This window comes from Acidimicrobiales bacterium (assembly GCA_035546775.1).
In the GTDB taxonomy this organism is placed as follows: domain Bacteria; phylum Actinomycetota; class Acidimicrobiia; order Acidimicrobiales; family JACCXE01; genus JACCXE01.
In genome coordinates this window covers 19,480-44,463 of record DASZWD010000065.1, presented here as the reverse complement: position 1 = coordinate 44,463, position 24,984 = coordinate 19,480, and the positions used below count along the sequence as shown (strand labels likewise).

Sequence of the window (24,984 nt, the reverse complement as noted above, 5' to 3'; positions counted from 1 at the left end):
GGTGTTGTCGCGCTCTCGTCACATCTAGCGCAGCGTGCGGCGGATGCGCTTGTAGCGCCGGGCGTTGCCTTCGAGTTCGTCGAGGAACTTGGACAGGCGCGCCACCTTGTCGCGCACTTGACGCTGGAGTCGCTGGTTGATGGCGATGGCCTCGGCGACGATTTCCGAACGGCGACCGTCGGGCTGGCCGGCCGTCCACTCGGCCCGCAACGCCGCCAGTTCGTCTTCGGCCGTCAGGACTTCGGCGATCTCGTCGAGGTTGAAGCCCATCACCGACTGGAGCTCGCGGATGCGAACGACGCGGGCGATCTCGTCGTCGCTGTAGTGCCGGCTGCCGCCGTCGCGCGGTTGGGCGCGCACGAGGCCACGCTCCTCGTAGTAGCGCAGCGTGCGGCTCGAGATCCCGAGGTCGCGGGCGACACGACTGATCGGCGTACTCATGCCAGCACGAACTCGTCGCCCACCGGTTCCTCTTCGACGTGGACGTACTTGCCGCCGCGCAGCCACGACGCCGCCGCCGCGATGATGCACATGATCAGCGACGCGGTGAACGCGATCCGCAGGCCATGGATGAACGGCCCCGAGATGAGCTGCGGGAAGAACGTCTTGCCCGTGAGATGCGCCGCGCTCGCGGCTGGCAGGGAGTGCAGCGTCTGCGCGCCGAGCAACTTCTGCATCGGGTTGTAGCCGAGGAAGGCGGCGAACAGGCTGCCGACAGGCGGCAGGCTGGCGATGGCGTGTGCCTGGGCCGGTGGCAGCCCGCTGCTGACGAGGCCGTTGTACATCGTGTGGGGCAACACGCTGGCGAGGCCGATGATCATCAGCGAGAAGAACACGCCGATGGACAGGACCTGGCCGCAGTTCATAAATGTGGCGCGCATGCCCGACGCCGCCCCGCGCTGCGCGGCGGGCACGCTGTTCATGATGCCCGTCGTGTTGGGCGCCGCGAACAGGCCGAAGCCGATGCCGTTGAGCAGCAGCAGGAAGGCGAAGACGGGATACGAGAAGTTCGCCGGCAGCGCCATCAGTGCGGCGAAGGTGACCGCGGCGAGCGCCATGCCACCCGTCGAGAACGGGCGGGCGCCGTAGCGGTCCGAGAGCCACCCCGACACAGGCCCGGCGAGCAGGAAGCCGACGGTGATTGGCAGCATGAAGATGCCGGCCCACAGCGGTGTGCGCTCGAAGCTGTAGCCGTGCAACGGCAGCCAGATGCCCTGGAGCCAGATGATGAGCATGAACTGCAAACCGCCGCGACCGATCGAACTCAACAGGCTCGCCGCGTTGCCCATCGAGAACGCCCGGATCTTGAACAGGTCGAGGTTGAACATCGGGTCGTCGACCTTGGTCTCGATGATGCAGAAGGCGATCAGCAGCGCCACGCCGCCGATGAGCTCAGCCAGCACCGTCGGGCTCGTCCAACCCATGGTGTGGCCGCCGTAGGGTTGGATGCCGTAGGTGATGCCGACGAGCACGGCGATGAGCCCGGCGGCGAAAGTGATGTTGCCCCACCAGTCGAGCTTGGCCGTCGACGTGGTGCCGACTTCCTTCAGCTTCATGTACGCCCACACGGTGCCGAACAGCCCGAAGGGCACGTTGATCCAGAACACGAGGCGCCACTGGATGTCGGCGAGGATGCCGCCGACCACGAGCCCGATGAACGAACCGGCGATCGCCGCGATCATGTTGACGCCCATCGCCATGCCGCGCTGGTCGACGGGAAAGGCGTCGGTGAGGATCGCCGTGGAGTTCGCCATGAGCAAGGCGCCGCCGATGCCTTGCACGACGCGCAGCACGATCAGCTCGATGGCGCCGGTACTGCCCGTCCCGGGTGTCAGCGACAGCGCGATCGACGCGATGGTGAACACGAGAAACCCGGCGTTGTACATGCGGACCCGACCGAAGATGTCGCCCAGGCGGCCGAAGGTGACCACCAGCACCGCCGTCACCACGAGGTATCCCATCAGCATCCACAGCAGGTAGCTGATGTTCGACGGCTGGAGCGGGTCGAGCTTGATGCCGCGGAAGATCGCCGGCAGTGAGATCAGCACGATCGACGAGTCGAGCGCCGCCATGAACATCCCGAGCGTCGTATTCGACAGGGCCGTCCACTTGTAGCGGTCCGGCCGGGTTTCCACCGCCGTCATCCTGCAACTCCTTACGTTGACGTGCACGTCAACTTAGCACGATGCGGGCGGCTACCTCGTTGGGGTCGAAGGAGTTGGCGTCGATCGTCACGTCGGCGACCGAGGCGAACAGCGGGTCGCGGCGCGCCGCTTGCTCGCGGAGTTGCGCCGCGACGTCGTCGTCGAGCGGGCGATACGACTCGGCGCGCACGCGCTGGGCCAACACGTCGGCGTCGGCGCGCATCCACACCACGAACGCCGATGCCAGCGCCGTCCGGCAGTCGGCGAACTCGATGGTCGACGAGGCGGCGGCGATCACAGACGGCTCCGCAGCGCGCAGCGCTTCAAGCAAGAGGTGCCGCTCGCGCTCGTGCAGAGCGTCGATCCCGTCGCGCCGCGCGATCTGCGCCGCCGTCATTCCGGTCTCGTCCTCGAGCTGGCGGTCGCTGTCCACAAAGCGACGGCCGGCGCTCGCCGCCAGCGCCTGACCGACTTTTGACTTACCCGCCGCCATCAGGCCGACGACCACGACGTGGTCCGTCAGGAGAACTCCGGCATCACGTCGCGGGCGAAGGCCTCGACCTGCTTGCGGCCCTCGCCCGGCCAGCCGCAGACGAGGTAGCCGGCGCCGAAGTCGCGCCACTTGCCGGCGTGTTTGCGCGCCGTGTCGAGGTCGTCGAGCGAGAGCGACCCGGCGCGCATGATCGAGCGCGGGTCGCGGCCCGCCTGCTCGGCCAGCTCGTCGACCCGCGCGCTGGCGTCCGCCAGCTGGTTCGGCGATCCGAACGAGTGCCACACGTCGGCGTACTTCGCCACGAGCGGCAGCGTGCGCTTGGGACCCGCGCCACCGATCCAGATCGGCGGCCCCGGCTGCTGCACCGGTTTCGGATTGATGCGAGCGTTCGACAGCGACACGACCTTGCCGTCGTACGAGACCGTCTCGCCGGTGAAGAGGCGCTTGGCGATCTCCAGGCTGTCTTCGAGCAGGTCGAAACGCTTGCCCGTCGCCGGGAACGGGATGCCCAACTCGTGGTGCTCCTTGTCGAACCAGGCGGCGCCGAAGGACAACTCGAGCCGGCCGTGCGACGCGTGGTCGATCGTGACCGCTTCGGCGGCGAACACCGACGGATGGCGGTACGTCATGCCGGCCACCAGCAGGCCGAGGCGGATGCGCGACGTGACGCCGGCGAGCGCGGCGAGCGTCGTCATGCCCTCGAACGTCTCCCCCGGCCCGTCGCCGTACATCGGCTGGAAGTGGTCGAAGCCCCACACGCCGTCGAAGCCGAGGTCCTCGGCGAACTTCGTGCGGCTGACGATCTCGTCGAACGGCATCCGCTGTTGCGCGACATCGAGTCCAAATCTCATGCGCCGCACGCTACGCGGTGTATGGCCGCGGCAGCTGCGGCTTTCAAGCACCGTTACCGGGTTGAATCAAGCGCCGATGCCGGACGATCACCCCGCTAGGGGTGCTCGAAAGCGGCGGAAGCGTCGGGGACGCCGAAGCGTGACGCGCGTGACTCGGAGTACGGGGCGGGTCGGTCGTCATAACGTGCGGGCATGCAAGGTCCGATGGAGGGGATGAAGGTCGTCGAGGTCGGCATGTGGGTGGCGGGGCCGGCGGCCGCGGCGATCCTGGGCGACTGGGGCGCGGACGTCATCAAGATCGAGCCGCCTGACGGCGACCCGTTCCGCGGGTTGATGTCGGCGTTTGGTGGCGACGGGTCGAGCCCGCCGTTCGAGCTCGACAACCGCAACAAGCGCAGCGTGGCGCTCAACCTGTCGACCCAAGAGGGCCGCGCCATCGCCCAGAAGCTGGTCGCCGACGCCGACGTGTTCGTCACCAATGCCCGCCCCGTCGCCCTCGAACGCGCCGGGCTCGACTACGACGCGCTGCACGCCCTCAACCCGCGCCTCGTGTACGCGCAGGTCAACGGCTACGGCATGGAAGGCGAGGACCGCGACCGCGCCGCGTATGACGTGGGCGCGTTCTGGTCCCGCGCCGGCGTGGCCGCCGCCCTCGCACCTGAGGGCACCGATCTGCCGTACCAACGCGGCGGCATGGGCGACCACATGGCGGGCATGGCGGCGGCCGGCGGCATCGCCGCCGCGTTGCTGGCCCGCGAGCGCACCGGCGAAGGCCAACTCGTCTCCACGTCGCTCATGCGCATCGGCATGTACATGATCGGCTGGGACATCAGCATGTCGCTGCGTCTCGGCGTGCCAACCACGCCGATGTCGGTGAAGTCGCCGCCCAACCCGCTGATCAACGGCTACACCACCGGCGACGGCAAGCGCTTCTGGATGCTCGGCCTCCAGGGCGACCGCCACTGGCCCGACGTCGTGCGCGCGCTGGATCGACCCGAGTGGGCCGACGACCCGCGCTTCGACAACATCGTCGCCCGCGCCCTCAACTCCGCGGAACTGGTCAAGGCGATGAGCGACGTGCTCGCCACCAAGACGCTCGCCGAGTGGGGCGAGATCTTCGACCGCGAGAACGTGTGGTGGGCGCCGGTGCAGGAAGGCCACGACGTCGTCAACGACCCGGTCGCGCTGTCGGCGGGCGGCTTCGTCGACGTGCCCGACGCCAACGGTGGTGAGCCGATCAAGGGCGTCGCCTCCCCCGTCGACTTCTTCGGCACGCCGGCGGGCCCGCGCGCCACGCCGCCGGAGTTCGCACAGCACACCGAAGAGGTGTTGCTCGAACTCGGGTATGACTGGGATCAGATCATCGGACTGAAGGAAGGAGGCGCGATCCCGTGACGCCGCAACTCGTGCGCGTGCAGAACTTCATGTTGTCGCAGGACGGGTTCGGCGCCGGCACCAACCAACGCCTCGACGCCCCGTTCGGCGACGCGTCATCCCCCGACGTCAAGCTCCCCGGCGACCTCGGCGCGTGGGCCTTCGCCACCGCGCATTGGGGAGGCGGAACGAACCCGAACGGGACGCTCGGTCTCGACGACTACTTCACCCGCGACTTCCCCTTCAACATCGGCGCCGAGATCATGGGGCGCCACAAGTTCGGTCCCCAGCGCGGCCCGTGGGAGGACTTCGACTGGGAGGGCTGGTGGGGCGACGAGCCGCCGTTCCACACGCCGGTGTTCGTCCTCACCCATCACCCGCGCCCGAGCTTCACCCTCGCCGACACGACGTTCCACTTCGTCGACGCCACGCCCGCGGAGGCGCTGGCCCAAGCCAAGGAAGCGGCGAACGGAAAGGACGTACGCATCGGCGGCGGCGTCAACACCGTGCGCCAGTTCGTCGACGCCGACCTCATCGACACCATGCACGTCGCCGTCGCACCCGTCGAGATAGGCGCGGGCGAACGGCTGTGGGAGTCACCCGACGAGCTGCGCGACCGTTTCAACATCGAGTCGGTGCCCAGCGTCAGCGGCGTGACCCACCTGCTGTTCTGGCGCCGCTAGCTGTAGGTGACGCCGCCGCGTAGAGCTGGTCGACCTCGGAGCGCCCGAGTCGCTAAACCGTGTCGCCATGACACGCGGCATGGCAGTGGTGACGGGGGCGAGCAGCGGCATCGGTGAAGCGACGGCGCGACGGCTCGCGGCCGAAGGGTTCGACGTCGTCATCGGCGCGCGCCGAAAGGACCGGCTCGACGCGATTGCGGCCGACATCGGTGGGCGCGCCATCGCGCTCGACGTCACCGACGAAGACAGCGTGTGCGCCTTCTGCGAGCAGATCCCCGAGTGCCGCGTGCTCGTCAACAACGCCGGCGGCGCCCTCGGACGCGACCACGTGTCGGAAGCGAACGCCGACGAGTGGGAGACGATGTACCAGACCAACGTGCTCGGCACGATGCGCATGACGCGGGCGCTGCTGTCGAAACTCGAAGGCAGCGGCGACGGCCACGTCGTCATGATCAACTCGATCGCCGGCCACGAGGCATACGTAGGCGGCGCCGGATATAACGCGGCGAAGTTCGGCCTGCGCGCGGTGACAAAGGCGCTTCGCCTCGAACTTGTCGGCACGCCGGTGCGGGTCACCTCGATCGACCCCGGCATGGTGGAGACCGAGTTCAGCATCGTGCGCTTCCACGGCGACGAAGACAAGGCCGCCGCGGTCTACGCCGGTATGACGCCGCTGTCGGCCGACGACGTCGCCGACTGCGTCGCCTTCGCCGTCACGCGGCCGAGCCACGTGAACATCGACACCATGCTCGTCATGCCGCGGGATCAGGCGTCGGCCAGCGTCGTGCACCGTCGCGCCTGATCACAGGGCGCGCTCGCGCACGATGGCGGCGACGTCGAGGCGCCGGATCGTCCGGCGAGCGGGCACCTGCATCGCCAGTGCAATGACGATCAGCGCGGCCGCGAGGAGTGGCGGCGTCGCCGGCCGCAACTTCAAGCTGAAGTGGTACAGGTCACTGTCGAGCGATGCCATGAGCCAGCCCGCCGTGAGCCAGCCGGCAAGGAGACCCGCCGGGATCGCCGCCAGGACGAGCAGCACGTTTTCGCCGGTCATCATGCGGGCGAGCGTGACGACCCGCCCACCGGCGGCGCGCAGCGTCGCCAGCTCCACCGTGCGTTCCGACAGGTTGACCGACAGCGTGTTGAACAGGACTACGAACGCCAGCACCGATCCGAACACGAGCATGACGCCGACGATGGCGTAGAAGAGCCCGAGGAGTCGGCTCACCGCTTCCTCCGACGCCCGGGCATCGCGGAACGCCACGACCTCGGGGAGCGCCGTCAGTCCGCGACGCATCTCCACCCGGTTCGCTCCCGCCTTGTAGCGCACCAGTGCCGATGCGACCGCCACGTCGCCGGCGACCATGCGCGTCGTCGCCACCGTCGCGTAGGCGGGGCCACCAATGGGTTCGTTCACGAAGCCATCGACGCGCAATCGGGTGGGGGCGCCGTTGGGTGTCGCGATGTCGACCGCGTCGCCCGCCCGCAATCCGAGCGTCGAGCGCAGCCCGTCACCCAGGAGAAGCGACGTCGACGGCAGCGCCGAGGCGAAGGCGTGCATGGTGGTGTGCGGCGACAGCCCGGTGAGCACCGTCTGGTACCGATGGCCGGCATGGCTGAGCACGACCGGCGCCTCAACTGCTTGCTCCACCGCCGCAACCCCCGGCACGGAGGCGATCGCCGACAACGTCGCCGGGGTCGGCGGGCTGGCGAAGAACAGTTGGGCGTCTTGACGCTGGATGCGGTGGAACTCGTCGTGGAGCACGAGCGACACCGTGTCGAGCAGACCGAGCGACGAGAGGACGAGCACCGCCGCCAGCGCGACACCGATGCCGGTGGAGAAGCCGCGGCGCGGGCTGCGGGCGAGGTTCCGCAACGCCAGCCGGGCGCGGACCGGAAGGTCGCGTAAACCCGGGAGCCGCTCGGCCGCCACGCGATGACCCGTTCCCGAAGGCGCCACGCCCCGCATGGCCTCGGCGGGAGGCACGCGCGTTGCCGAGTGCGCCGGCCCGAGAGCCGCCAACGTCGCCGCCGCCGTGCCGAAGAGCAGGCCGATCACCGGCGTTGCCGGGTGGAAGGTCGCGATCGTCAGGGGAATGCCGAGCGCGGAGGTGTAGCTGTGGGTGAGCCAGACCGCGAGCGCCAGCCCTCCGACTGCGCCGACGAGCGACCCGACGCCTCCGGCCACGGCGCCGTAGGCGACGTAGTGCCGCAGCAGGCGCCGACGCGGATAGCCGTTGGCGCGCAGCATGCCGATCTGGCTCCGTTGACCCCTGACCAAGCGCCCGAGCAGCACGTAGGTGGCGAGTCCGGCGGCCGCGAGGAAAAGCAGCGGGAACAGCAGCGCGAGTTGGCCGAACCCCGCCACGTCCTGTTGGAGCGCGGCGTTGGACGGCTGCTGATCACGCAAGACCACGTCGGCGCCTTTGGTGGCGGCCGCCGCGTGCACGGTGCGCGCGAACTGCGGTCCCGCGGCGCCCGAGGCCCGCACGAGCACCTGCGGGGTGACGAACGGACCGGCCACCGCCGCGATCAGCTGCGGGTTGGCGAACGCGACCCCGAACTCGTCCGACGAGGTAAGCAGGTCCTCGCGGTCGCGCGCCGGCCACAGGTACTCCGGCGACGTCGCGATGCCCACGATCGACAGCCGGCGCCACGAGGACCCGTAGACCTCGATGCTGTCACCCACGGCAAGGTGGAAGTGCTCGGCCATGTGCCGTTCGAGGACGACCGAATCAGCGTCACCGCGACGCAACCTCGTCCCGCTCTTCAGCTGGAGGGCGTCGATGGTTCTCGGACCCACCGATGGGCCGACGAGCCGACCGATCAGAGAGTGCGCCGATGCGCCGCTGCCGATGCGAAAGGGGACGTCGGCTTGGACGCGGGTGGCAACCGCACCTATCCCTGGTGCGCGCCGAAGCCGTGCCGCGACCGCATCGGTGTTGGCACCCGAAATCGTGGCGTCGGCGAAGTTGAGTCGCGCGTAGATCGCCGCGTACGACGACTTGAGGTTCCCGTAGCTGTCATAGGCAGCGCCGAACACCGCGATACCCAGACCCAACGTGAGCGCGACCGCGCAGAACTGCAACCACTGCCGGCGCGTGTCGCGCACCAGCTTGCGGGCCAGGAGGCTCACCACTCCAGTTCCTCGGCCGGCAGCGGATCGCTCACCTTCTCGTTGCGCCGGATGAGGCCGCCGTGCAGGGACACGACGCGATCGGCCATCCGGGCGATCGCCTGGTTGTGGGTAACGACCACCACGGTACGTCCGTCGTCCTGGTTGACGCGGCGCAGCACCGACAGCACCTGGCGACCGGTCGCAAGGTCGAGCGCGCCGGTCGGCTCGTCACACAGCAGGATCGGCGGATCCTTGGCCAAGGCCCGGGCGACGGCGACGCGCTGCTGTTCCCCGCCCGACAGGGCGGCCGGGAAGTGGTCAACGCGGTCGCCGAGCCCGACGGAGTCGAGCAGGGCCGCGGCGCGGTCCTGCGCACCGACGAGTTCGGCGATGAGGGCGACATTCTCGACCGCGGTGAGGGTCGGGACGAGGTTGAAGAACTGGAACACGAACCCCACGGTGGTCCGCCGGTACTCGGACAAGCCTTCGCTGTCCAGCTGTGTCAGGTCGGTGCCGTCGACGCGTACGGTGCCGGCCGTTGCGACTTCGATACCGCCCACCACGTTGAGCAGCGTCGTCTTTCCCGACCCGCTTGGTCCGAGCAACACCACGAATTCACCGGCGTTGATCGTGAGGTCGACACCGGCGAGCGCGTCCACGGCAACCGCGCCCGAGCCGAAGCGGCGGCGCAGTCCGGACAGTTCGACCGCGGCCCCACCCGAGCTCATCGCCGTGACCGCCAATCGGCGCGGCGCCGTGGACTCATCGACGCCGCACCGATTGCCCACCCGTCGACGGCGAGGTCGGGATCGATCATCCGATGCAACATGACACCGTCGAAGAGGGCGATCAGCAACCCCGCCAGCGCAGCCGTGTCGGCAGCGGCGACGTCCCGCCGCGATGCAAGTGCTTCGGTCATCGCGGCGCGGGCCGCCTCCATCGCCGCCGCCACCAGCGGCCGCACGTCGGAATCACCGAACGCCTCGATCGTCAGCTCGAACAGGACGCGCACCGCCGGGTCGCCGAGGTCAAGGGCGTCCAGCCAGCGCAGGACGTCGCCGATGCCGGCGCTGACGGATTCGGCGTCGCGCACGAGGGTCATCGGCACGTCCAGGTCGGCGCCGAGCATGCCCAGCGCCGCTTCGGCGAGCAGCTTCGACTTGGTCCCGAAGTGGTAGTGGACGAGCGCGTTGTTGACGCCGGCACGTTCCGCAATGGAGCGGGTTGAGACCTTCCGGAACCCGCGCTCCGCCAGCAATTCACCCGCCGCGGCGAGAAGCCGCTCACGCGTCGCTACCTTCGGCTTGGTCGACATTGGTCACTGGTTTAGTCAATGACCAATGCCGACGCAAGCGGCCCCCTCAGTGACGACTGCAGTCCCGTTCGGCAGTGCGCAAGAGCTGGTCGGACCATTGGAGGATGTCGTTGTTCTGGATCTGCACCGCCATCACCGACAGTCGCTTTCGCCGATCCTCCTCCGCCGACTCGATCGCCGTTTCGATGGCCGTCGCCGCCGCCGGAACGTCGTAGGGATTGCAGAGGAACGCATCAGTCAACTCGTCAGCCGCTCCGGCGAACTCGCTCAGTACCAGCGCGCCGGCGCCTTTCACCGCCGCCTGCGACACGACGTACTCCTTGGCGACCAGATTCATCCCGTCGCGCAACGGCGTCACCAGCGCCACGTCGGCCGCGACGTAATACGCCATCAACTGCGACTGGCTCACGGCGCGATGGATGTAACGGAACGGTACGTCGTGGCCGGGCGACGTGAACCGTCCGTTCAGCCGCCCGACCGCGCGCTCGACGTCGGCGCGCAGTTGCTGATACTCCGGAACCCGCTCTCGACTCGGCGGCGCGACCTGCACGTAGACGATGCGCCGGCGCAAGTCGGGGCGTCGATCGAGCAGGTATTCAAGCGCCGCCAAGCGCTCGGGGATTCCCTTGGTGTAGTCGAGGCGCTCGACGCCGAAGAGCAGAATCCGGTTTCCCAGCCGACCCCTGAGTATCTCGGCCATGCGGCGTGTGTGCGGGTTCGCCGCTTGGGCGCTGAACGCGTCGAAGTCGATCGAGGCCGGAACGACGACGGTCCGGGGAGCGGCGCCGAAGCCGAATTCGGCCCAGGCGCCGCCGAAGCGCTCGGCGTCACCGCGCGTATGGAAGCCGACAAGGTCGGCGCCGCCGAGCCCAAGCAGGATCTCCTCGCGCTGGGGCAACCGGCGGTAGATCGAAGGCGCCGGAAACGGGGTGTGCAGGAAGAACGAGATCGGGTTGTCGACGCCGGCCTCACGCATGAGTCGAGGCGTCAGCAGCAAGTGGTAGTCCTGGATCCAGTACGTCGGTCGACCGGGCAGCCGTTTGCCGGCGATCGTCGCGGCAAGCGTGAAGGCTTTCGCGGCGTCCTGATACGGCTTCCACCATTCCCGGTTGAACACCGGCGGGACCACCCCGTCGTGAAACAACGGCCACAGCGTGCGATTCGAGTAGCCGGCGTAGAAGGCGTCGGCCTGGGGCCGCGACATGCTGAAGGTGTAGATGTCGAAGTTCAGGCCGTCGATACGCCGCGGCGGAGCATTGCCGCGTCCGCCACCGTCCCAGCTCACCCAGGCACCGCCGCGCGCGTCGAGCGCCTTGCTGACGATGGGGGCGAGACCACCCGGCGAACGCGACCAGCCGCCGGACGAGAACGACACCGGCGGTCGACTGGTGACGGCCACGACTGCCGGTGCCTGATGGGCTTGGCCGCCCCCGGACCTGGACAACGCATCGGGCGGAGATGACGGCGGCTCGCGGTCCGTGACCGAATCAAACGAGCTCGCGTCCAGGTCCGAGGGCATACGTGAACCGTGCCAACATCAGCTCGCGGTCACCTCGCGGTCGGGTAACGGTTTGGTGACGTTTCTCGGTGGCCTACAGGCTGGCCTTGTATCCCAGACCCCGAACGGTGAGCACGAAGCGGGGCTTCGCCGGATTGGGCTCGATCTTGGCGCGCAGCCGGTACACGTGTACGTCGACGAGCTTCGTGTCGCCGATCGACTCGTACCCCCACACCGCCTCGAGCAGCTGATCGCGCGAGAAGACCCGCCCCGGCGCGGCCACCAGTTCGCACAGCAGCCGGAACTCGGTACGGGTGAGATGCACCGGCTCGCCGTCGACGCGCACGACCCCCTCGTCCGGGATCACGTCGATGCGGTCGCCGAGGCGCACAACGACGGGGTTGACCCCGAAGCCGTTGACGCGCCGCAGCATGGCTCGGATGCGCGCCGAAAGCTCTTTCGGCTCGAACGGCTTGCACACATAGTCGTCGGCACCGGCTTCGAGACCGGCGACGATGTCGAAACTGTCGGTACGCGCGGTGACCATGATGATCGGGACGTCGCTGGTGGCCCGGAGTCGCCGACACACCTCGAACCCGTCGAAGTCAGGCAGCATCACGTCGAGCAGTACGCATCCGTACGCCCGGCTCGCGAACACAGCCAGGGCCTGCTCGCCGTTGGCGGCGACGTCGACGTCGTAGCCCTCGTCTTCGAGCAGGTGGCGCGTTTGCGAGCGGATGTCGGGGTCGTCGTCTACGAGAAGAATGGATCGCATGGGCCTAGAGCAGCGACGCGTAGTCGTCGCGGGACACGGGCTCGGACGTGACGGTGCCGTCCGCGCGCGGCACGTCGACAGGCGCGCCGCCGAGGGTGAAGGTGACCTGGCCCACTCCCGGCCGGGCGGTCAGCGAGCAAACCACCTGCGCGATCGCCAGCAACTGATCGTTGCCACCCAAGGTCGACACCTCCGGAGTCAAGTCGACCGCCACAACCCCGCCGCGCAGCTCGACCCGGTCCACGAGGTCCGGGCCGCCGAAGGCGGTGCGCAGCCGGGGCACGTCGGCGGGTGACTCGGCCAGCGCGTTCACCACGTCGCGCAGGGCGACCGGGGACTCGAGCGAACGCTCGACGGTCACGAGTCGTTGATCTTGCACGAAACAGAGTGCGACCGGCTCTGCCGCCTGCGGCGTCGTGGTGGCGACGAGCGGGCGCGCGTTCTTCTTGAGCAAGTCGAATGGAACGGAGCGGCGGTCGACGACTCGCGGGCTTGCCTGCGTCGTCACGCCGCAGGCGGCGAAAGCCGCGGCGAACATGACGACGCACAGGCGCAGGGGCTTAGGCATCGGCGCTCACCGGGAGTTCGACGACGAAGCGGGAGCCACCGCCAGGCGCGTCCTCGACCCACACAGAACCTGCCTGCAACGCGACGTGCTCCGCCACGAGTGCCAAGCCGAGGCCGGTGCCCGATCCCGTACCCGCGTCGAGTCCCGCGGCGCCGCGCGCGAAGCGGCCGAAGATCGCCTGTCGCTCGGCCGGATCGACGCCGGGCCCGCGATCGTCGAACTGGATGCGGACCATCCCTGCTTGGCCACACTCGACCGATATCGCGGAGGTTCCGCCGGCGTAGCGGGCGGCGTTGTCGATGATGTTGCCGATCGCCTGCGCGGCGCGTCGCCGGTCCGCCACCATGGTTCGGGGTGCGCCGGGCGCGACGGTGACTACGTCGGCCGCGAGTCCGTGCGACGTTGCCAGCCGCGTCACGAATGGCTCGATGGGAATCGGCTCGAGGTCGAGGACCGCAGTGCCAGCGTCCATGCGCGAGATCTCGAGGAGGTCCAGCACCATCCGTTGGAACCCCTCGATCTTTTGTGACAGAACGGTGAAGGCCTCGATGACTTGGGGTGGCAGTTGTTCTCGCCGTCGTTCGATGATCTCGACCGCGGCCGCTACGGCCGTGAGCGGGGACCGCAGTTCGTGGCTTACGTCGGCGGCGAAGCGTGCCTCACGGTCGATGCGCGTCTCCAGCGCCTCGGCCATCGAGTTGAAGGCGCGGAACAATCGGCGGAAATCCGGATCTGCCGCCTCGTCCAGACGCGTGTCGAGCGCGCCGTTGGCGATCCGCTCCGCCGCGTCTTCGACGGGCACGAGCGGCTTCACGAGCTGGCGCGCCGATGCTCGCCCGAGCAGGGCCGCGACCACGGCCGAAAGGGCAGCGGCGCCGAGGAGCACGCGGCCCACCAGCGACAGCGTGCGGTCGAGGTCCGCGAGCGGGAACACCTCGAAATACGAGGCGTCCACTGCAGCGAGGTGCACGCCGACGACGAGTTGGAGCGTCGAGTTGCCCGAGCGCACGCGCTGATGCGCCGCGGCACCTCCGTCGACCTTGGCGATGAGCGCAGCCGGGAGGGAATTCGCTCCGACCGCGACCGAGTTGGAGAACCACTCGCCGCGGTAGTGCACCACCTGATTCGACGCAGCACCCCCGCCGAGGCCGTTGAGGAACGTCGACAGGTCGGGATTGTCGCCCCGCAAAACGGTTCGTACGAGGCGTGCGTTGACATACGCCTGACGCTCGGCGGCGGACTCACGCTCGGCGATCAGGTATCGGCGCGCGACGAAGTACGTCGACGCCGCCATCGCGATCGCGACGCAGAGCGCCGTGACGGCGAACGCCGCCGCCGCCCGACGGCGCAGGCCGAGCCGCGGTCGAATCCTCAACGGGGAGGTCGCATGCCGTCACTCCAAACCTTTGTGACATCCGACTTCGCCACCGTATCACTTGTATCTCTACACTTAATGCTGTGAAGCACCCTTCTCCGGCGGAGGCACTGCTGGTGGCGTCACGGGCGCTCGTAGGAGTCGCCGCACGCTCCGTCGCCGATATCGGCGACGTCACGCTCCCGCAGTTCCGAGCCCTCGTGCTCGTGTCGTCGCGGCCGCGCACCACCGTGTCGGACCTCGCCGCCGCGATCGGCATTCACCCCACGTCGGCGACGCGGTTGTGTGACCGACTCGTGCAGAAGGGGCTGCTGCGGCGCACCGAGGCAGTCGACGATCGGCGCCAGACCGAACTCCACCTCACCGAGGCCGGCCAGCGGATCGTCGACAAGGTGACCGCCCGGCGCCGGCGCGACTTCGACGCCATCGTGGCGCGCATGGGACCGGCCGCCGCCCAGGCAGCGACGGAGGCTTTGCTCGCGTTCGCCGAGGCGGCCGACGAGGCGCTGACCCACGCGGATGTCTTTGGCTGGGACGCGTCATCTCGATGACCTGGACCCGAAGGGCCGCCGAGTTTCGGCGCAACCACCGCGACCGCCTGCGCCAGTTGGCACACCAAACGCGCCAGGTCTTGCTGCTCGCCGGCGCGACCGGCGCAGCGACAGGCCTGACGGTCGCGATCTTTGACCGCCTCACCGCCGACGTGTTGCTCGACGCAGTCGTGCGCGCCCCACTCGCGGTACAAGTCGTCGCGCCGCTGCTCGGACTCGTCGTCGCGGCGGCCGCGCTCCGGACCGTTGGCCAGGGGGTTTCCCCCGCCACCTCCGACGAGTACATCCGCGCCTTCCACGACGACGGCGGCGATCTGCGACCGCGCCAGGCGATCGCACGTGTCATCGCGTCGATCGCCACCCTCGGCTCCGGGGGTCCGATGGGTTACGAGGGTCCGTCGCTGTACGCCGGCGCGTCCATCGGCGCGGCGCTCGAGCGGCGCATCTCGAAGGTGTTCAATCTGGCCGAGCCGAACGTGTTGCTCGTCTGCGGCGCCGCCGCCGGCGTGGCGGCGATCTTCAAGGCTCCCGTGACGGGCCTCGTCTTCGCGCTCGAAGTGCCGTACCAAGACGACGTGGCGCGGCACATGTTGTTGCCCGCCGCGATCAGTTCGGCGACGAGCTATCTCGTGTTCGCCGCCCTCGCCGGCACAGAGCCAATCCTGCCGGTCGCCGGGCGACCGCCGTTCAACTTTGTCGATCTCGGCGGGGCGGCCGTGATCGGCCTCGTGTGTGGACTCCTGGCGCGGGCGTTCATCGTCATCATCCGGGAGGCGAAGCACTTGTCGTCGCGGGGCCACCCCGCGCTCCGTATCGGGATCGCCGGCGGTGTGCTCGGGAGCACGGTCCTGCTCGGACACATCCTTTCCGCTCAGAACCTCGTCCTCGGCCCGGGGTACGGCGCCCTGACCTGGGCGCTCAACCCGAACCGGGCGATCGTCGCGCTCATCGTGCTCGGCACGCTGCGCGTCGCCGGCACCGCCGCCGTCGTCGGTGGTGGCGGCGCCGGTGGGCTCTTCATCCCGCTCGTCATTCAAGGCGCCCTGGTCGGCCGCGCCGTGGGTGGGTTGTTCGAGGCCCAGACGACGTCACTGTTCCCCGTCGTGGGGATGGCGGCGTTTCTCGGTGCCGGTTACCGCGTGCCGCTGGCGGCGGTCGTCTTCGTCGCCGAGTTCACCGGACGACCGGGCTTCGTCGTACCCGGCCTCATCGCCGCCGTCGTCGCGCAGTTGGTGATGGGACGGGCATCCATCTCGGCCTACCAGTCGCCCGGACGCGTCGGCAATCTCGAACAGCGCCTGCGGCTGCCCGTCACGACGGCCCTCGATCTCGAAGCGCGCGTGATCGCACCCACCGACACCGTGGACGACGTGTTCTCGCAACTCCTCCAAGCGCGCCAGCAGTCAGTCGTCGTCGTCGCCGGTGACCGGTATTGCGGGCTGGTGGTGGCCACCGACTTGGCCCACCTCGACCGCGGCGAGTGGGCCACCACCTCCGCCGCCGACGTCATGCGCTGCGACGTCCCCACCGCCCAGCCATCGTGGACCGCCAGCGACGCCGTCAGGGCGATGGACGACGCGGGCGTCGACCGCTTAGCCGTGTGCGACGGCGATCGCTACATCGGCGTGGTGGCGGCGGCCGACATCGTCCGACTCGGCGAACTCGTCACCGACCGCCGACGCCGCCACTAGCCCACAGCAGCTGCGCCAGATGGAGCGGCGTTGCGTCCACGCCCGACTGCTCGATCTGGGTGCGGCAGCTGAATCCGTCGGCCAGCGCCACGTCGCCGGGCGCCGCCTCGCGCAGTTCGGGCAGCAGCACGCGCTCGGCGCACGCCATCGACACGTCGTAGTGGCCGCGCTCGAAGCCGAAGTTGCCGGCGAGGCCGCAGCACCCGCTGTCGAGCACCTCGAGGTCGGCGCCGGCGGATTGGAGGATCGAGACGTCGGCCTGGTTCCCGAGGATGGCGTGTTGATGGCAATGCGTCTGCACGCGCACCCGCGTCCCGTCGAGCGGCGGCGGCTCCCACCCGGGCGAGTGGTCGTGCAGCAACTCGGCGAAGGTGACGGTGGCCTGCGCTAGGCGGGACACGTCGTTGTCGCCCGGGAGCAGTTCGGCGGCGTCGCTGCGGAACACCGCGGTGCAGCTCGGTTCGAGGCCGAGCACGAGCCCCCCGGTGCGCACGTGGCCCGACAGCGCGCGCACTGTGCGGCGCAGGACGCGTCGAGCGACGCCGAGTTGCCCCGTGGAGATCCAGGTCAATCCGCAGCACAGCGGCGCCGTCGGGATGTCGACGGCCCAACCGGCGGCTTCGAGCACGGCGACCGCGGCGCGGCCGATCTCGGGGCTGAAAGCGTTGGTGAACGTGTCGGGCCACAGCAACACGCGGCCGCGCGCGCCGGGCGGCGACGGCGCGCGCCGCTTGGCCCAGCGCCGCAGCGACTCGGGGGCGAAGCGCGGGATCTGCCGTTCGGGTGCGATGCCACCCACGCGCTTGGCGAGGTCGGCGACGGGCCGCGGCCCCACCGCGGCGTTGACGGCGCGCGGCGCGCCACTCGCCAGCTGCGCCCACAGCGGCAGCCACCCCATCGAGTAGTGCGAGGCCGGACGCAACCGCCGCGCGTAGTGGTGCGCCAAGAACTCGGCCTTGTACGTCGCCATGTCGACACTCACGGGACAGTCGCGCTTGCATCCCTTGCACGACAGGCACAGGTCGAGGGCGTCGCGTACTTCGGTCGAGCGCCAGCCGTCGCTGATGGCGCCGCCGCGACCACCGCCGTCGAGCATCTCGAACAGCAGGCGCGAGCGCCCGCGCGTCGAGTGGACCTCGTCCTTGGTCACCATGTAGCTCGGACACATGACGCCACCGTCGGCGTGGCGGCACTTGCCCACGCCGGCACAGCGCAGTGCGGCGCGCGCGAAGTCGCCCTCGTCCTCCGCGAACGCGAAGTACGTCCGGCCGGCGACGTGGCGGTAGTCGACGCCGAGGCGTAGCTGACCGTCACGCGGGTTCGGCTCGACCACCTTGCCGGGGTTCATCCGGTCGTGCGGATCGAAGATCGTCTTGACGTGCCGGAAGACGTCGACGATGTCGTCGCCGAACATGATTCCCAACAAGTCGCCTCGCGCCTGCCCGTCGCCGTGCTCGCCCGACAGCGAACCACCGAATCGATGCACGAGGCGCGCCGCCTCCTCGGTGAAATCGTGGAAGTCGGCGACCCCCTTGGCGGTGACGAGGTCGAAAGGAATCGAGCAGTGCACGCAGCCCTGCCCGAAATGGCCGTACACCGACGTACCGTCGTAGTGGTACTTGGCGAAGAGGCGGAGGAGTTCGCGGAGATAGTCGCCGACGTCCTCCGGCGCGACGGCGGAGTCCTCCCACCCGGGCCAGTAGTCGACGCCGTCGACGTGGGCCGTCGCCCCGAGTCCCGCCTCGCGCACGGCCCAGAGTTCCTCCTCGTGGTTCGGGTCGTCGTAGAACACGACGGTGTCGTCGTTACGGGATCGGCCGATCGACGCGAGCATCTTCGCCGCGGCGTCGTCCGCCTGCTCGGCTGTATCCCCGCCGAACTGAACCAGCAGCCAGGCGTTGCCCTTCGGCAGCAGGTCCACCGCCTCGGCGTGCAGGTGCTTGCGCCGCTCCAGCTTGATCAGCACGTCGTCGAGGCCCTCGAGGGCCACCGGCGCGCACTCGACAATCCCAGGTACCGCGTCGCCCGCCGACGCGATGTCGTCATAGCCCAGCATGACGAGCGTCTTCGCCTTGAGGGTGGGCACGAGGCGCAACTCGGCGCGCAGCACTGTGACCAGCGTCGACTCACTGCCCACGAGCATGCGAGCGATGTCGAACTGGTTTTCGGGGAGCAACGAGTCGAGGTTGTAGCCCGACACCCGGCGCGGGATGTCCGGATAGGTGCGCCGTATGAGTTCGCCGTACTCGTCACGGACGGCGCGCAGGGCTCGGTACACCTCAGCCCGCCGGTCGCCGTCGCCGTCGCCGACAATGCGGCCGTATTCCTCGTCGTCGGTCGGACCCACCCACATGCGGGTGCCGTCGTAGAGCAGCACTTCAAGCCGCGCCAGGTTGTCGACGACCTTGCCGGTGCGTTGTGCCGTGGACCCGCACGAGTTGTTGCCGATCATCCCGCCGATGGTGCAGTGGTCGTGCGTCGCCGGCTTCGGCCCGAATTCGAGCTGGTAGTCCTTGAGCTGATCGTTGAGTTCGTCGAGGACGATGCCGGGCTCCACGACGCACGTACGCCGCGACGCATCCACCGACAGCAGCTGGTTGCAGTACTTCGACCAGTCGATCACCACGGCGACGTTGGTGCACTGACCGCCGAGGCTGGTGCCGCCACCGCGGGAGAAAACGGGCACGTCGAAGTCGCGGCACACGGCGATCGCTTCGGCGCCCGCGTCCACGGTGCGCGGGATGACGACGCCGATCGGCGTCTGGCGGTAGTTCGACCCGTCGGTCGAGTAGGCGCCGCGCGTCATGGCGTCGAAGCGCACCTCGCCGTCGACGCGCGCCGCCATCTCGGCCTCGAGCCGCGCGACGTCGACGGCCATCAGGAACGCAGTTCGGAGATCTTGTCGCGGGCGATCGACGCCAGCGTCGCGGCCTTGTGGGGTTGGCCGCGCAGGAACGCTTCGGTGAAGTGCTTCGCCTGGTCGTACTTGACCTTGCCCGGCATCGGCGGTTCGTTCGGGTTGACGTCGCAGTCGACGATGCCCGGACCGGGATGCGACAGCAGGCCGGCGATGGCGTCGTGCACCCGCGCCGGATCCTTCACCTTGACGCCGTAGCCGCCGCACGCCTGCGCCCAGGCGGCGAAGTCGGCTTCGGGCTCCTTGTGGCGCACGGCGTACTCCGGGAAGCCGAGCACCATCTGCTCCCACAGGATCATGCCGTAGGCGTTGTTGTTGTTGACCACCACCTTCACCGGCAGGTTCTCGCGCATCGCCGTGAGGAACTCGGCCATGAGCATGGCGAGGCCGCCGTCGCCCACGAAGGCGATCACTTGGCGATCAGGGAAGGCGCGCTGCATGCCGATGGCGTACGGGAGTCCCGGAGCCATCGTGGCGAGGTTGCCCGAGAGGTAGAACTCGCGGCCACCGCGGATCGTCCAGTGGCGCGCCGCCCACGTGGCGATCGTTCCGGAGTCGCACGTGAGGATGGCATCGTCGTTCGCCAGATCGTTCACGCAGCCGATGAGGTACTGCGGTGCGATGGGATCGCGCTTGACGTTTTCGAGCGCCTTCATGTCAGAGCGCCACTCCTCCATCTGTTCCTGGCACTTCGACAGGAAGTCGCCGTCGCCCTCGTGCAGTAGCGGCAACAGCGCTGTGAGCGCCCGCTTGGTGTCGGCGACGACGCCGGCCTCGACCGGCAGGCGCAAGCCGATGAGCGCTGGGTCGGTGTCGACCTGCACGACGGTGGCTTGACCGGGCGCCGGCAGGTGCTTGGTGTACGGGAACGACGTGCCGACCATAAGCAGCGTGTCGCACTCCTCCATCAACTGCTCGCTCGGCGCGGTGCCGAGCAGGCCGAGGCCGCCGGTGGTGAGCGGGTGGTCGTCGGGCACGACCGCCTTGCCCGGCAGCGTCTTGACGATCGGGGCGTGCAGCCGTTCGGCAACCGCGATCACCTGGTCGCGGGCGTGCAGCGCCCCCGCCCCGACGAGCATGGCGACCTTGTGGCCGCGGTTGAGCACCCGCGCCGCGGCTTCGAGTTCGTCCGGCGCCGGCGACAGCGGGGTGCGCGCAAGGTTGGGCGCGGTGGTCGGCGGATGCGCCGGGGCGACGTGGCGGTACGGGTCCTCTTCGAGCGCGGCGACCTGGATGTCGTTGGGGAACGTGAGGTGGGCGACGGTGCGCTTGGTGAGGGCGTTGCGGATCGCGATGTCGACGACGCCGGGCACCTGCTGGGGGTTGGAGACCATCAGGTTGTAGGCCGCGACGTCCTGGAACAGGCGATCGAGGTGGACCTCCTGCTGATAGGCCGTACCGAGGACCGACGTCTCCTGCATGCCCGTGATGGCGAGCACCGGCGCGTGGTCGAGCTTGGCGTCGTAGAGACCGTTCAGGAGGTGGATGGCACCCGGACCCGAGGTGGCGACGCACACGCCGAGACGACCCGTGGCTTTGGCGTATCCCGTCGCCATGAACGCCGCGGCTTCCTCGTGATGGACGAGGACGAATCTGACCTTCTCCTCGAGCCGACGGAAGCCCTCCATCAACCCGTTGATCCCGTCGCCGGGAAGTCCAAAGACGGTGTCGACGCCCCATTCCGACAACCGTCGCGCCACACATTCGCCAACGGTCTCTTTCACCTTCAGGTTGTACCCGCCGGGCTTCACCGGGTACACGACAAATGTGAGCAAAGTCACAACCGTCGACGCAGCGGCCTACACCGTGCCGCTGCCCCAACCCGAGGCCGACGGCACCTTCGCTTGGGACGCGACGACGGTGGTGATCGCGCGCGTACACGCCGCCGGTGAAGTCGGCATCGGCTTCACCTACGGCGCGGTCGCCGGCGTTGACGTCATCACCGGCGTGCTGGCCCCGCGCGTCGTGGGTCGCGACGCCTTCGACATCCCGCGGGCGTGGCGCGCCATGGCCGACGCGTTGCGCAACCGCGGCCGGCCGGGCGTCGCGTCGACGGCGCTCGCCGCGGTCGACGCCGCGCTGTGGGACCTCAAGGCGAAGCTGTTCGGCGTCCCGCTCGTGCGCCTGCTCGGCGCGGCGCGCGACGGCATCGAGGTGTACGGCAGCGGGGGGTTCGTGAACCTCGACGACGACGTGTTCGCCGATCAGCTCACCGGTTGGCTCAAGGACGGCATCACGAAGGTGAAGATGAAGATCGGTGTGGGGGCGGGCGCGGACGTCGACGAGGACGTGCGGCGGGTCCGCTTCGCCCGCTCCGTCGTGGGCGACGGCGTCGAGTTGTTCGTCGACGCCAACGGCGCCTACGACCGCAAGCAGGCAGCACGCCAGTGCCGCGCGTTCGAAGATCTCGGCGTGACGTGGTTCGAAGAGCCGGTCACCTCCGACGACCTCGAGTCGCTCGGCGTGCTGCGCGACCTCACCGCCATCGACATCACCGCAGGCGAGTACGGCTACCTGTTGCAATACTTCGCCGAAATGCTGCGCGCCGTCGACGTCATCCAACCCGACGCATCACGGTGCAGCCTGAGCGAGTGGCTGCGGGTCGCCGCGCTGGCGGCCGCCAACAGCCGCGAGGTGTCCGCCCACTGCGCGCCGTCGCTGCACGCCCACCCGGCGTGTGCTGCGCTCAACACCCGCCACATCGAGTACTTCGCCGACCACACTTACGTCGACCCGTTGTTGTTCGACGGCGTGCTCACCCCCGTCGACGGCCGGTTGTGGCCCGCGCTCGACCGGCCCGGGTTCGGTCTCGAACTACGCGGCGACGCCGAGCAGTACCGGGTCAAGTGATGCACGCCAACGGCCGCTACCCGCCGATCCGTGACTACGCGTTCATCAGCGACTGCCACGCATCGGCGCTGGTCTCGCGCCAAGGTTCGATCGACTGGTGCTGCATGCCGCGGTTCGACTCGTCGCCGGTGTTCGGTCGCCTGCTCGACTGGGAGCGCGGCGGCTTCTGCCGCATAGCGCCGGTTGAGGAGTTCGCGACGACGCGTCACTACGTCGACCAGTCGCTGGTGCTGTCGACGATGTTCGAGACCGACACTGGTGAAGTCGAGCTGATCGACTGCTTCACCACCCGGCGCGGCGGGGCGCAGTCGCCTTACCGGCAGCTGCTACGCGTGGTGGAAGGGCGCCGCGGGCGCGTGACGTTTCGCATTCACCTGGCGCCCCGGTTCGACTACGCCGAGGTGAGGCCGTGGGTGCGCCACCACGGCGCGGGCATCTACACCGCCATCGGAGGCAACGACGCGCTGGCGATCCGGTGCGATCACGAGTTCGAACTGGTCGACGCCCACGACCTCGTGGCCGAGTGTTCGGTGCGCCCCGGCGAGCGCGTGCGGCTCGCCGTTCATTACCTGCAACCCGAGACGATCGACCCCGAACCGCCCGAACCGCCCTCGGCCGAAGAACTCGACGCCCGGCTCGACGCGACCATCGCGTGGTGGAAGCGATGGTCGCGCCGCGCCACGCTGCACGGTGCGTACGCTCCCGACGCCGTTCGGTCCGCCCTCGTGCTGAAGGGTCTCACCCACGCGCCGACGGGCGCGGTCGTGGCCGCGGCGACCACGTCGCTGCCAGAAGCGCTCAAGGGGGAACGCAACTGGGACTACCGCTACAGCTGGATCCGTGACTCGCACTTCACCGTGCGCTCGCTCGCCGAGCTCGGCTACGACGCCGAAGCCGACGGCTTCCGTCGCTTCGTCGAGCGCTCAGCGGCGGCATCGGTCGAGTCGCTCCAGATCATGTACGGCGTCGGCGGTGAACGCCGGATCCCCGAGCTCCTGCTCGACGACCTCGACGGCTACCGCGGCTCGCGTCCGGTCCGCATCGGCAACGCCGCGTCGCGCCAGATGCAGTTCGACGTGTTCGGCGATCTGCTCGACCTCTCGGCGCAATGGCACGACCGCGGCAGCTCGCCCGACGACGACTACTGGCGCTTCCTCGTCAGCGTCGTCAACTTCGTGGCCGACCACTGGCGCCAGCCGGACAAGGGGATCTGGGAGATGCGCGGCCGGCCCAAGCACTTCGTGTACTCGAAGGCGATGTGCTGGGTGGCGCTCGACCGCGGTGTGCGCTTGGCGAAGGAGTGCATGCGCGATGCGCCCGTCTCGCGCTGGGAGCGCGAGCGCAAAGCGTTACGCCGCGTGCTCGACGACGACGGTTTCAACGCGCGCCGCAACGCCTTCACCCAAGCGTTGCGCGGCCGCGCCCTCGACGCGTCGGCGCTGCTGCTGCCCGCGTTCGGCGTCGTCGCCTACGATGATCCACGCATGATCGGCACGGTTGACGCCATCCGTGAGGAACTCATGGACGGTCCCCTCGTACGGCGCTACCGGACAAAAGACAGCCTGTCGGGTCACGAAGGCACGTTCTTGCCGTGCACGTTCTGGCTCGCCGAGTGCCTCGCCTATCAGGGACGTACCGCCGACGCGCAAGAGGTGTTCGACGCCGCCTTGGCCACGACCAATGACGTGGGTCTGTTCGCCGAGGAGTTCGACGAGCAGCATCAAGTGGCGCTGGGCAACTTCCCGCAGGCGCTGACACACCTGAGCCATATCACCGCTGCAGTAGCGCTGACGCGGACCGCCACTTGAGCCGCGCCGTGTGCGTGGCCGCGCGCGCCAGCGTGGCGGCGTTTTTCGGCAGCGTCTTCAGATACGCCGGGTCGAGGAAGCCACCGGCGATGGCGTCGAAACGACCATGGGCGCCGAAGTCGCGGTCGTCGTCGGCGGGCTTGTACAGATTGACGGGGTCGTCGGGCCGTCGCAGTTCGTCGGTGAACTGTCCCTCCCACGCGCCGAACGCCCCGAGATTCACGGCGAGTTGCGGCGTCGCCCGCGCCAGGATCGTGAGGAACTTGTTCCACGAACCGAGCACCTTCGAGCGCCGCGGCGTCAGCGCCGTGGCGACAATCGCGTCCGCCGCCACCTCGGGTTGGTAGATCGGCGGCACGGGCATGGGGCGATGCGGCAGCGTGTCCTCGCCCCAGTCGAACTGTGGCGTGTTGACGGCGGGCAGGTGCACCATCGCTAGGCGCACGCGACTGCGCTGGTGCGTCAACTCGGCCTGCACCGACTCGACGAAGCCGCGGCAGGCGAACTTCGACGCGCAGTACGGCGCCTGAAGCGGGATGCCCACGTACGCCAGCGCCGAGCCGACGTTGACGATGGCGCCGCGATCCCGGGGCGCCATGCGCTTCAGCGCGGCGCGCGTCCCCCAGACCTGTCCGAGAAACGTGACTTCGACCGCCCGGGCAAAGTCGTCCGGCTCGACATCGCTGAACGGCGAGAACACGGTCGTCATGGCGTCGTTCACCCACACGTCGATGGGTCCAAGCGCGTCTTCGATCTCACTCGCAGCGATGTCGACGGCGCGCCAATCCGCCACGTCGACGGAGCATGCGTGCGCCCGCCGCCCGGTAGAGGTGACATCCGCCGTCGCTCCTTCCAAGCCGGCCTCGCCGCGGGCGATGAGACCGACGTCGAAACCCTTGTGTGCGAACGCGATGGCGGTGGCGCGCCCGACACCTCCCGACGCTCCTGTGACGACTGCTACTGGCATGACAGT

Annotated in this window: 21 protein-coding genes; 7 read left to right on the top strand and 14 right to left on the bottom strand. The window is 69.1% G+C overall.

Annotated elements, in window-relative coordinates; translation table 11 throughout:
* Window positions 1–24: 24 nt before the first annotated feature.
* The 4 genes from VHC63_16550 to VHC63_16535 are packed head-to-tail and all read right to left on the bottom strand — an operon-like array spanning window position 25 to window position 3,488.
* Complete coding sequence (locus VHC63_16550; GenBank protein ID HVV38220.1) at window positions 25–441, bottom strand: MerR family transcriptional regulator; 417 nt, start codon at window positions 439–441, stop codon at window positions 25–27.
* Complete coding sequence (locus VHC63_16545; GenBank protein ID HVV38219.1) at window positions 438–2,144, bottom strand: MFS transporter; 1,707 nt, start codon at window positions 2,142–2,144, stop codon at window positions 438–440. Before VHC63_16545 ends, VHC63_16550 begins: the two co-directional genes overlap by 4 nt.
* Window positions 2,145–2,172: 28 nt before the next feature.
* Entirely contained in the window at window positions 2,173–2,652 is a 480-nt protein-coding gene (locus VHC63_16540; protein ID HVV38218.1) for a shikimate kinase, read from the bottom strand.
* 11 nt (window positions 2,653–2,663) lie between these two features.
* Complete coding sequence (locus VHC63_16535) at window positions 2,664–3,488, bottom strand: LLM class flavin-dependent oxidoreductase (GenBank protein ID HVV38217.1); 825 nt, start codon at window positions 3,486–3,488, stop codon at window positions 2,664–2,666.
* A 192-nt stretch (window positions 3,489–3,680) separates the two neighbouring features.
* On the opposite strand from VHC63_16535, the gene VHC63_16530 reads away from it, so the two are divergent.
* The 3 genes from VHC63_16530 (at window position 3,681) to VHC63_16520 (ending at window position 6,347) form a co-directional block, all read left to right on the top strand.
* On the top strand, window positions 3,681–4,883 hold the full coding sequence (locus VHC63_16530; GenBank protein HVV38216.1) for a CoA transferase: 1,203 nt from the start codon (window positions 3,681–3,683) through the stop codon (window positions 4,881–4,883).
* Complete coding sequence (locus VHC63_16525; GenBank protein HVV38215.1) at window positions 4,880–5,545, top strand: dihydrofolate reductase family protein; 666 nt, start codon at window positions 4,880–4,882, stop codon at window positions 5,543–5,545. Before VHC63_16530 ends, VHC63_16525 begins: the two co-directional genes overlap by 4 nt.
* A 67-nt stretch (window positions 5,546–5,612) precedes the next feature.
* The gene (locus VHC63_16520; protein HVV38214.1) at window positions 5,613–6,347 is read left to right on the top strand and encodes an SDR family NAD(P)-dependent oxidoreductase; all 735 of its coding nucleotides are present in this window, start codon (window positions 5,613–5,615) and stop codon (window positions 6,345–6,347) included.
* On the opposite strand, the gene VHC63_16515 is transcribed toward VHC63_16520, so the two are convergent.
* The 7 genes from VHC63_16515 to VHC63_16485 all read right to left on the bottom strand — a co-directional run bounded on the left by VHC63_16515 (window position 6,348) and on the right by VHC63_16485 (window position 14,194).
* Window positions 6,348–8,681, bottom strand: a complete 2,334-nt coding sequence (locus VHC63_16515) for an FtsX-like permease family protein (protein ID HVV38213.1) — start codon at window positions 8,679–8,681, stop codon at window positions 6,348–6,350. It abuts the gene before it with no gap.
* Window positions 8,678–9,391 carry an ABC transporter ATP-binding protein gene (locus VHC63_16510; protein ID HVV38212.1) on the bottom strand — a complete coding sequence of 238 codons (714 nt, stop codon included), beginning with the start codon at window positions 9,389–9,391 and terminating at the stop codon, window positions 8,678–8,680. The genes VHC63_16515 and VHC63_16510 overlap by 4 nt, the downstream gene beginning before the upstream one ends.
* Window positions 9,388–9,978 (bottom strand): helix-turn-helix domain-containing protein, encoded by a 591-nt coding sequence (locus VHC63_16505; GenBank protein ID HVV38211.1) that lies wholly within the window; start codon window positions 9,976–9,978, stop codon window positions 9,388–9,390. Before VHC63_16505 ends, VHC63_16510 begins: the two co-directional genes overlap by 4 nt.
* 46 nt (window positions 9,979–10,024) lie before the next feature.
* The gene (locus VHC63_16500) at window positions 10,025–11,377 is read right to left on the bottom strand and encodes a trehalose-6-phosphate synthase (GenBank protein ID HVV38210.1); all 1,353 of its coding nucleotides are present in this window, start codon (window positions 11,375–11,377) and stop codon (window positions 10,025–10,027) included.
* A 193-nt stretch (window positions 11,378–11,570) separates the two neighbouring features.
* The gene (locus VHC63_16495; GenBank protein ID HVV38209.1) at window positions 11,571–12,251 is read right to left on the bottom strand and encodes a response regulator transcription factor; all 681 of its coding nucleotides are present in this window, start codon (window positions 12,249–12,251) and stop codon (window positions 11,571–11,573) included.
* A 4-nt stretch (window positions 12,252–12,255) separates the two neighbouring features.
* Window positions 12,256–12,819, bottom strand: coding sequence for a GerMN domain-containing protein (locus VHC63_16490; GenBank protein HVV38208.1), 564 nt, complete (start codon window positions 12,817–12,819; stop codon window positions 12,256–12,258).
* Window positions 12,812–14,194: a HAMP domain-containing sensor histidine kinase gene (locus tag VHC63_16485; GenBank protein ID HVV38207.1), complete on the bottom strand. Its 1,383-nt coding sequence runs from the start codon at window positions 14,192–14,194 to the stop codon at window positions 12,812–12,814. The genes VHC63_16490 and VHC63_16485 overlap by 8 nt, the downstream gene beginning before the upstream one ends.
* A gap of 83 nt (window positions 14,195–14,277) precedes the next feature.
* Between VHC63_16485 and VHC63_16480 the strand changes: the two genes are divergently transcribed.
* Entirely contained in the window at window positions 14,278–14,745 is a 468-nt protein-coding gene (locus tag VHC63_16480) for a MarR family transcriptional regulator (protein HVV38206.1), read from the top strand.
* Entirely contained in the window at window positions 14,742–16,436 is a 1,695-nt protein-coding gene (locus VHC63_16475; GenBank protein ID HVV38205.1) for a chloride channel protein, read from the top strand. The genes VHC63_16480 and VHC63_16475 overlap by 4 nt, the downstream gene beginning before the upstream one ends.
* On the opposite strand, the gene VHC63_16470 is transcribed toward VHC63_16475, so the two are convergent.
* Window positions 16,411–19,314, bottom strand: coding sequence for an FAD-linked oxidase C-terminal domain-containing protein (locus VHC63_16470; GenBank protein ID HVV38204.1), 2,904 nt, complete (start codon window positions 19,312–19,314; stop codon window positions 16,411–16,413). The two genes, VHC63_16475 and VHC63_16470, sit on opposite strands and share 26 nt — an antisense overlap.
* Window positions 19,314–21,128, bottom strand: coding sequence for a thiamine pyrophosphate-dependent enzyme (locus VHC63_16465; protein HVV38203.1), 1,815 nt, complete (start codon window positions 21,126–21,128; stop codon window positions 19,314–19,316). Before VHC63_16465 ends, VHC63_16470 begins: the two co-directional genes overlap by 1 nt.
* Here VHC63_16465 and VHC63_16460 point away from each other — a divergent pair.
* The gene (locus VHC63_16460; GenBank protein HVV38202.1) at window positions 21,121–22,203 is read left to right on the top strand and encodes an enolase C-terminal domain-like protein; all 1,083 of its coding nucleotides are present in this window, start codon (window positions 21,121–21,123) and stop codon (window positions 22,201–22,203) included. The genes VHC63_16465 and VHC63_16460 overlap by 8 nt on opposite strands.
* Window positions 22,203–24,011, top strand: a complete 1,809-nt coding sequence (locus VHC63_16455; GenBank protein ID HVV38201.1) for a glycoside hydrolase family 15 protein — start codon at window positions 22,203–22,205, stop codon at window positions 24,009–24,011. Before VHC63_16460 ends, VHC63_16455 begins: the two co-directional genes overlap by 1 nt.
* Here the strand turns inward: VHC63_16455 and VHC63_16450 are convergent.
* Window positions 23,974–24,978 (bottom strand): SDR family oxidoreductase, encoded by a 1,005-nt coding sequence (locus VHC63_16450; GenBank protein HVV38200.1) that lies wholly within the window; start codon window positions 24,976–24,978, stop codon window positions 23,974–23,976. The genes VHC63_16455 and VHC63_16450 overlap by 38 nt on opposite strands.
* Window positions 24,979–24,984 lie beyond the last annotated feature (6 nt).

What these genes read in the sequence shown, in the direction of transcription:
- VHC63_16550 (HVV38220.1), bottom strand. Translation starts at nt 441, where the DNA reads ATGAGTACGCCGATCAGTCGTGTCGCCCGCGACCTCGGGATCTCGAGC.
- VHC63_16545 (HVV38219.1), bottom strand. Translation starts at nt 2,144, where the DNA reads ATGACGGCGGTGGAAACCCGGCCGGACCGCTACAAGTGGACGGCCCTG.
- VHC63_16535 (HVV38217.1), bottom strand. Translation starts at nt 3,488, where the DNA reads ATGAGATTTGGACTCGATGTCGCGCAACAGCGGATGCCGTTCGACGAG.
- VHC63_16530 (HVV38216.1), top strand. Translation starts at nt 3,681, where the DNA reads ATGCAAGGTCCGATGGAGGGGATGAAGGTCGTCGAGGTCGGCATGTGG.
- VHC63_16520 (HVV38214.1), top strand. Translation starts at nt 5,613, where the DNA reads ATGACACGCGGCATGGCAGTGGTGACGGGGGCGAGCAGCGGCATCGGT.
- VHC63_16510 (HVV38212.1), bottom strand. Translation starts at nt 9,391, where the DNA reads ATGAGCTCGGGTGGGGCCGCGGTCGAACTGTCCGGACTGCGCCGCCGC.
- VHC63_16505 (HVV38211.1), bottom strand. Translation starts at nt 9,978, where the DNA reads ATGTCGACCAAGCCGAAGGTAGCGACGCGTGAGCGGCTTCTCGCCGCG.
- VHC63_16495 (HVV38209.1), bottom strand. Translation starts at nt 12,251, where the DNA reads ATGCGATCCATTCTTCTCGTAGACGACGACCCCGACATCCGCTCGCAA.
- VHC63_16490 (HVV38208.1), bottom strand. Translation starts at nt 12,819, where the DNA reads ATGCCTAAGCCCCTGCGCCTGTGCGTCGTCATGTTCGCCGCGGCTTTC.
- VHC63_16475 (HVV38205.1), top strand. Translation starts at nt 14,742, where the DNA reads ATGACCTGGACCCGAAGGGCCGCCGAGTTTCGGCGCAACCACCGCGAC.
- VHC63_16470 (HVV38204.1), bottom strand. Translation starts at nt 19,314, where the DNA reads ATGGCCGTCGACGTCGCGCGGCTCGAGGCCGAGATGGCGGCGCGCGTC.
- VHC63_16455 (HVV38201.1), top strand. Translation starts at nt 22,203, where the DNA reads ATGCACGCCAACGGCCGCTACCCGCCGATCCGTGACTACGCGTTCATC.
- VHC63_16450 (HVV38200.1), bottom strand. Translation starts at nt 24,978, where the DNA reads ATGCCAGTAGCAGTCGTCACAGGAGCGTCGGGAGGTGTCGGGCGCGCC.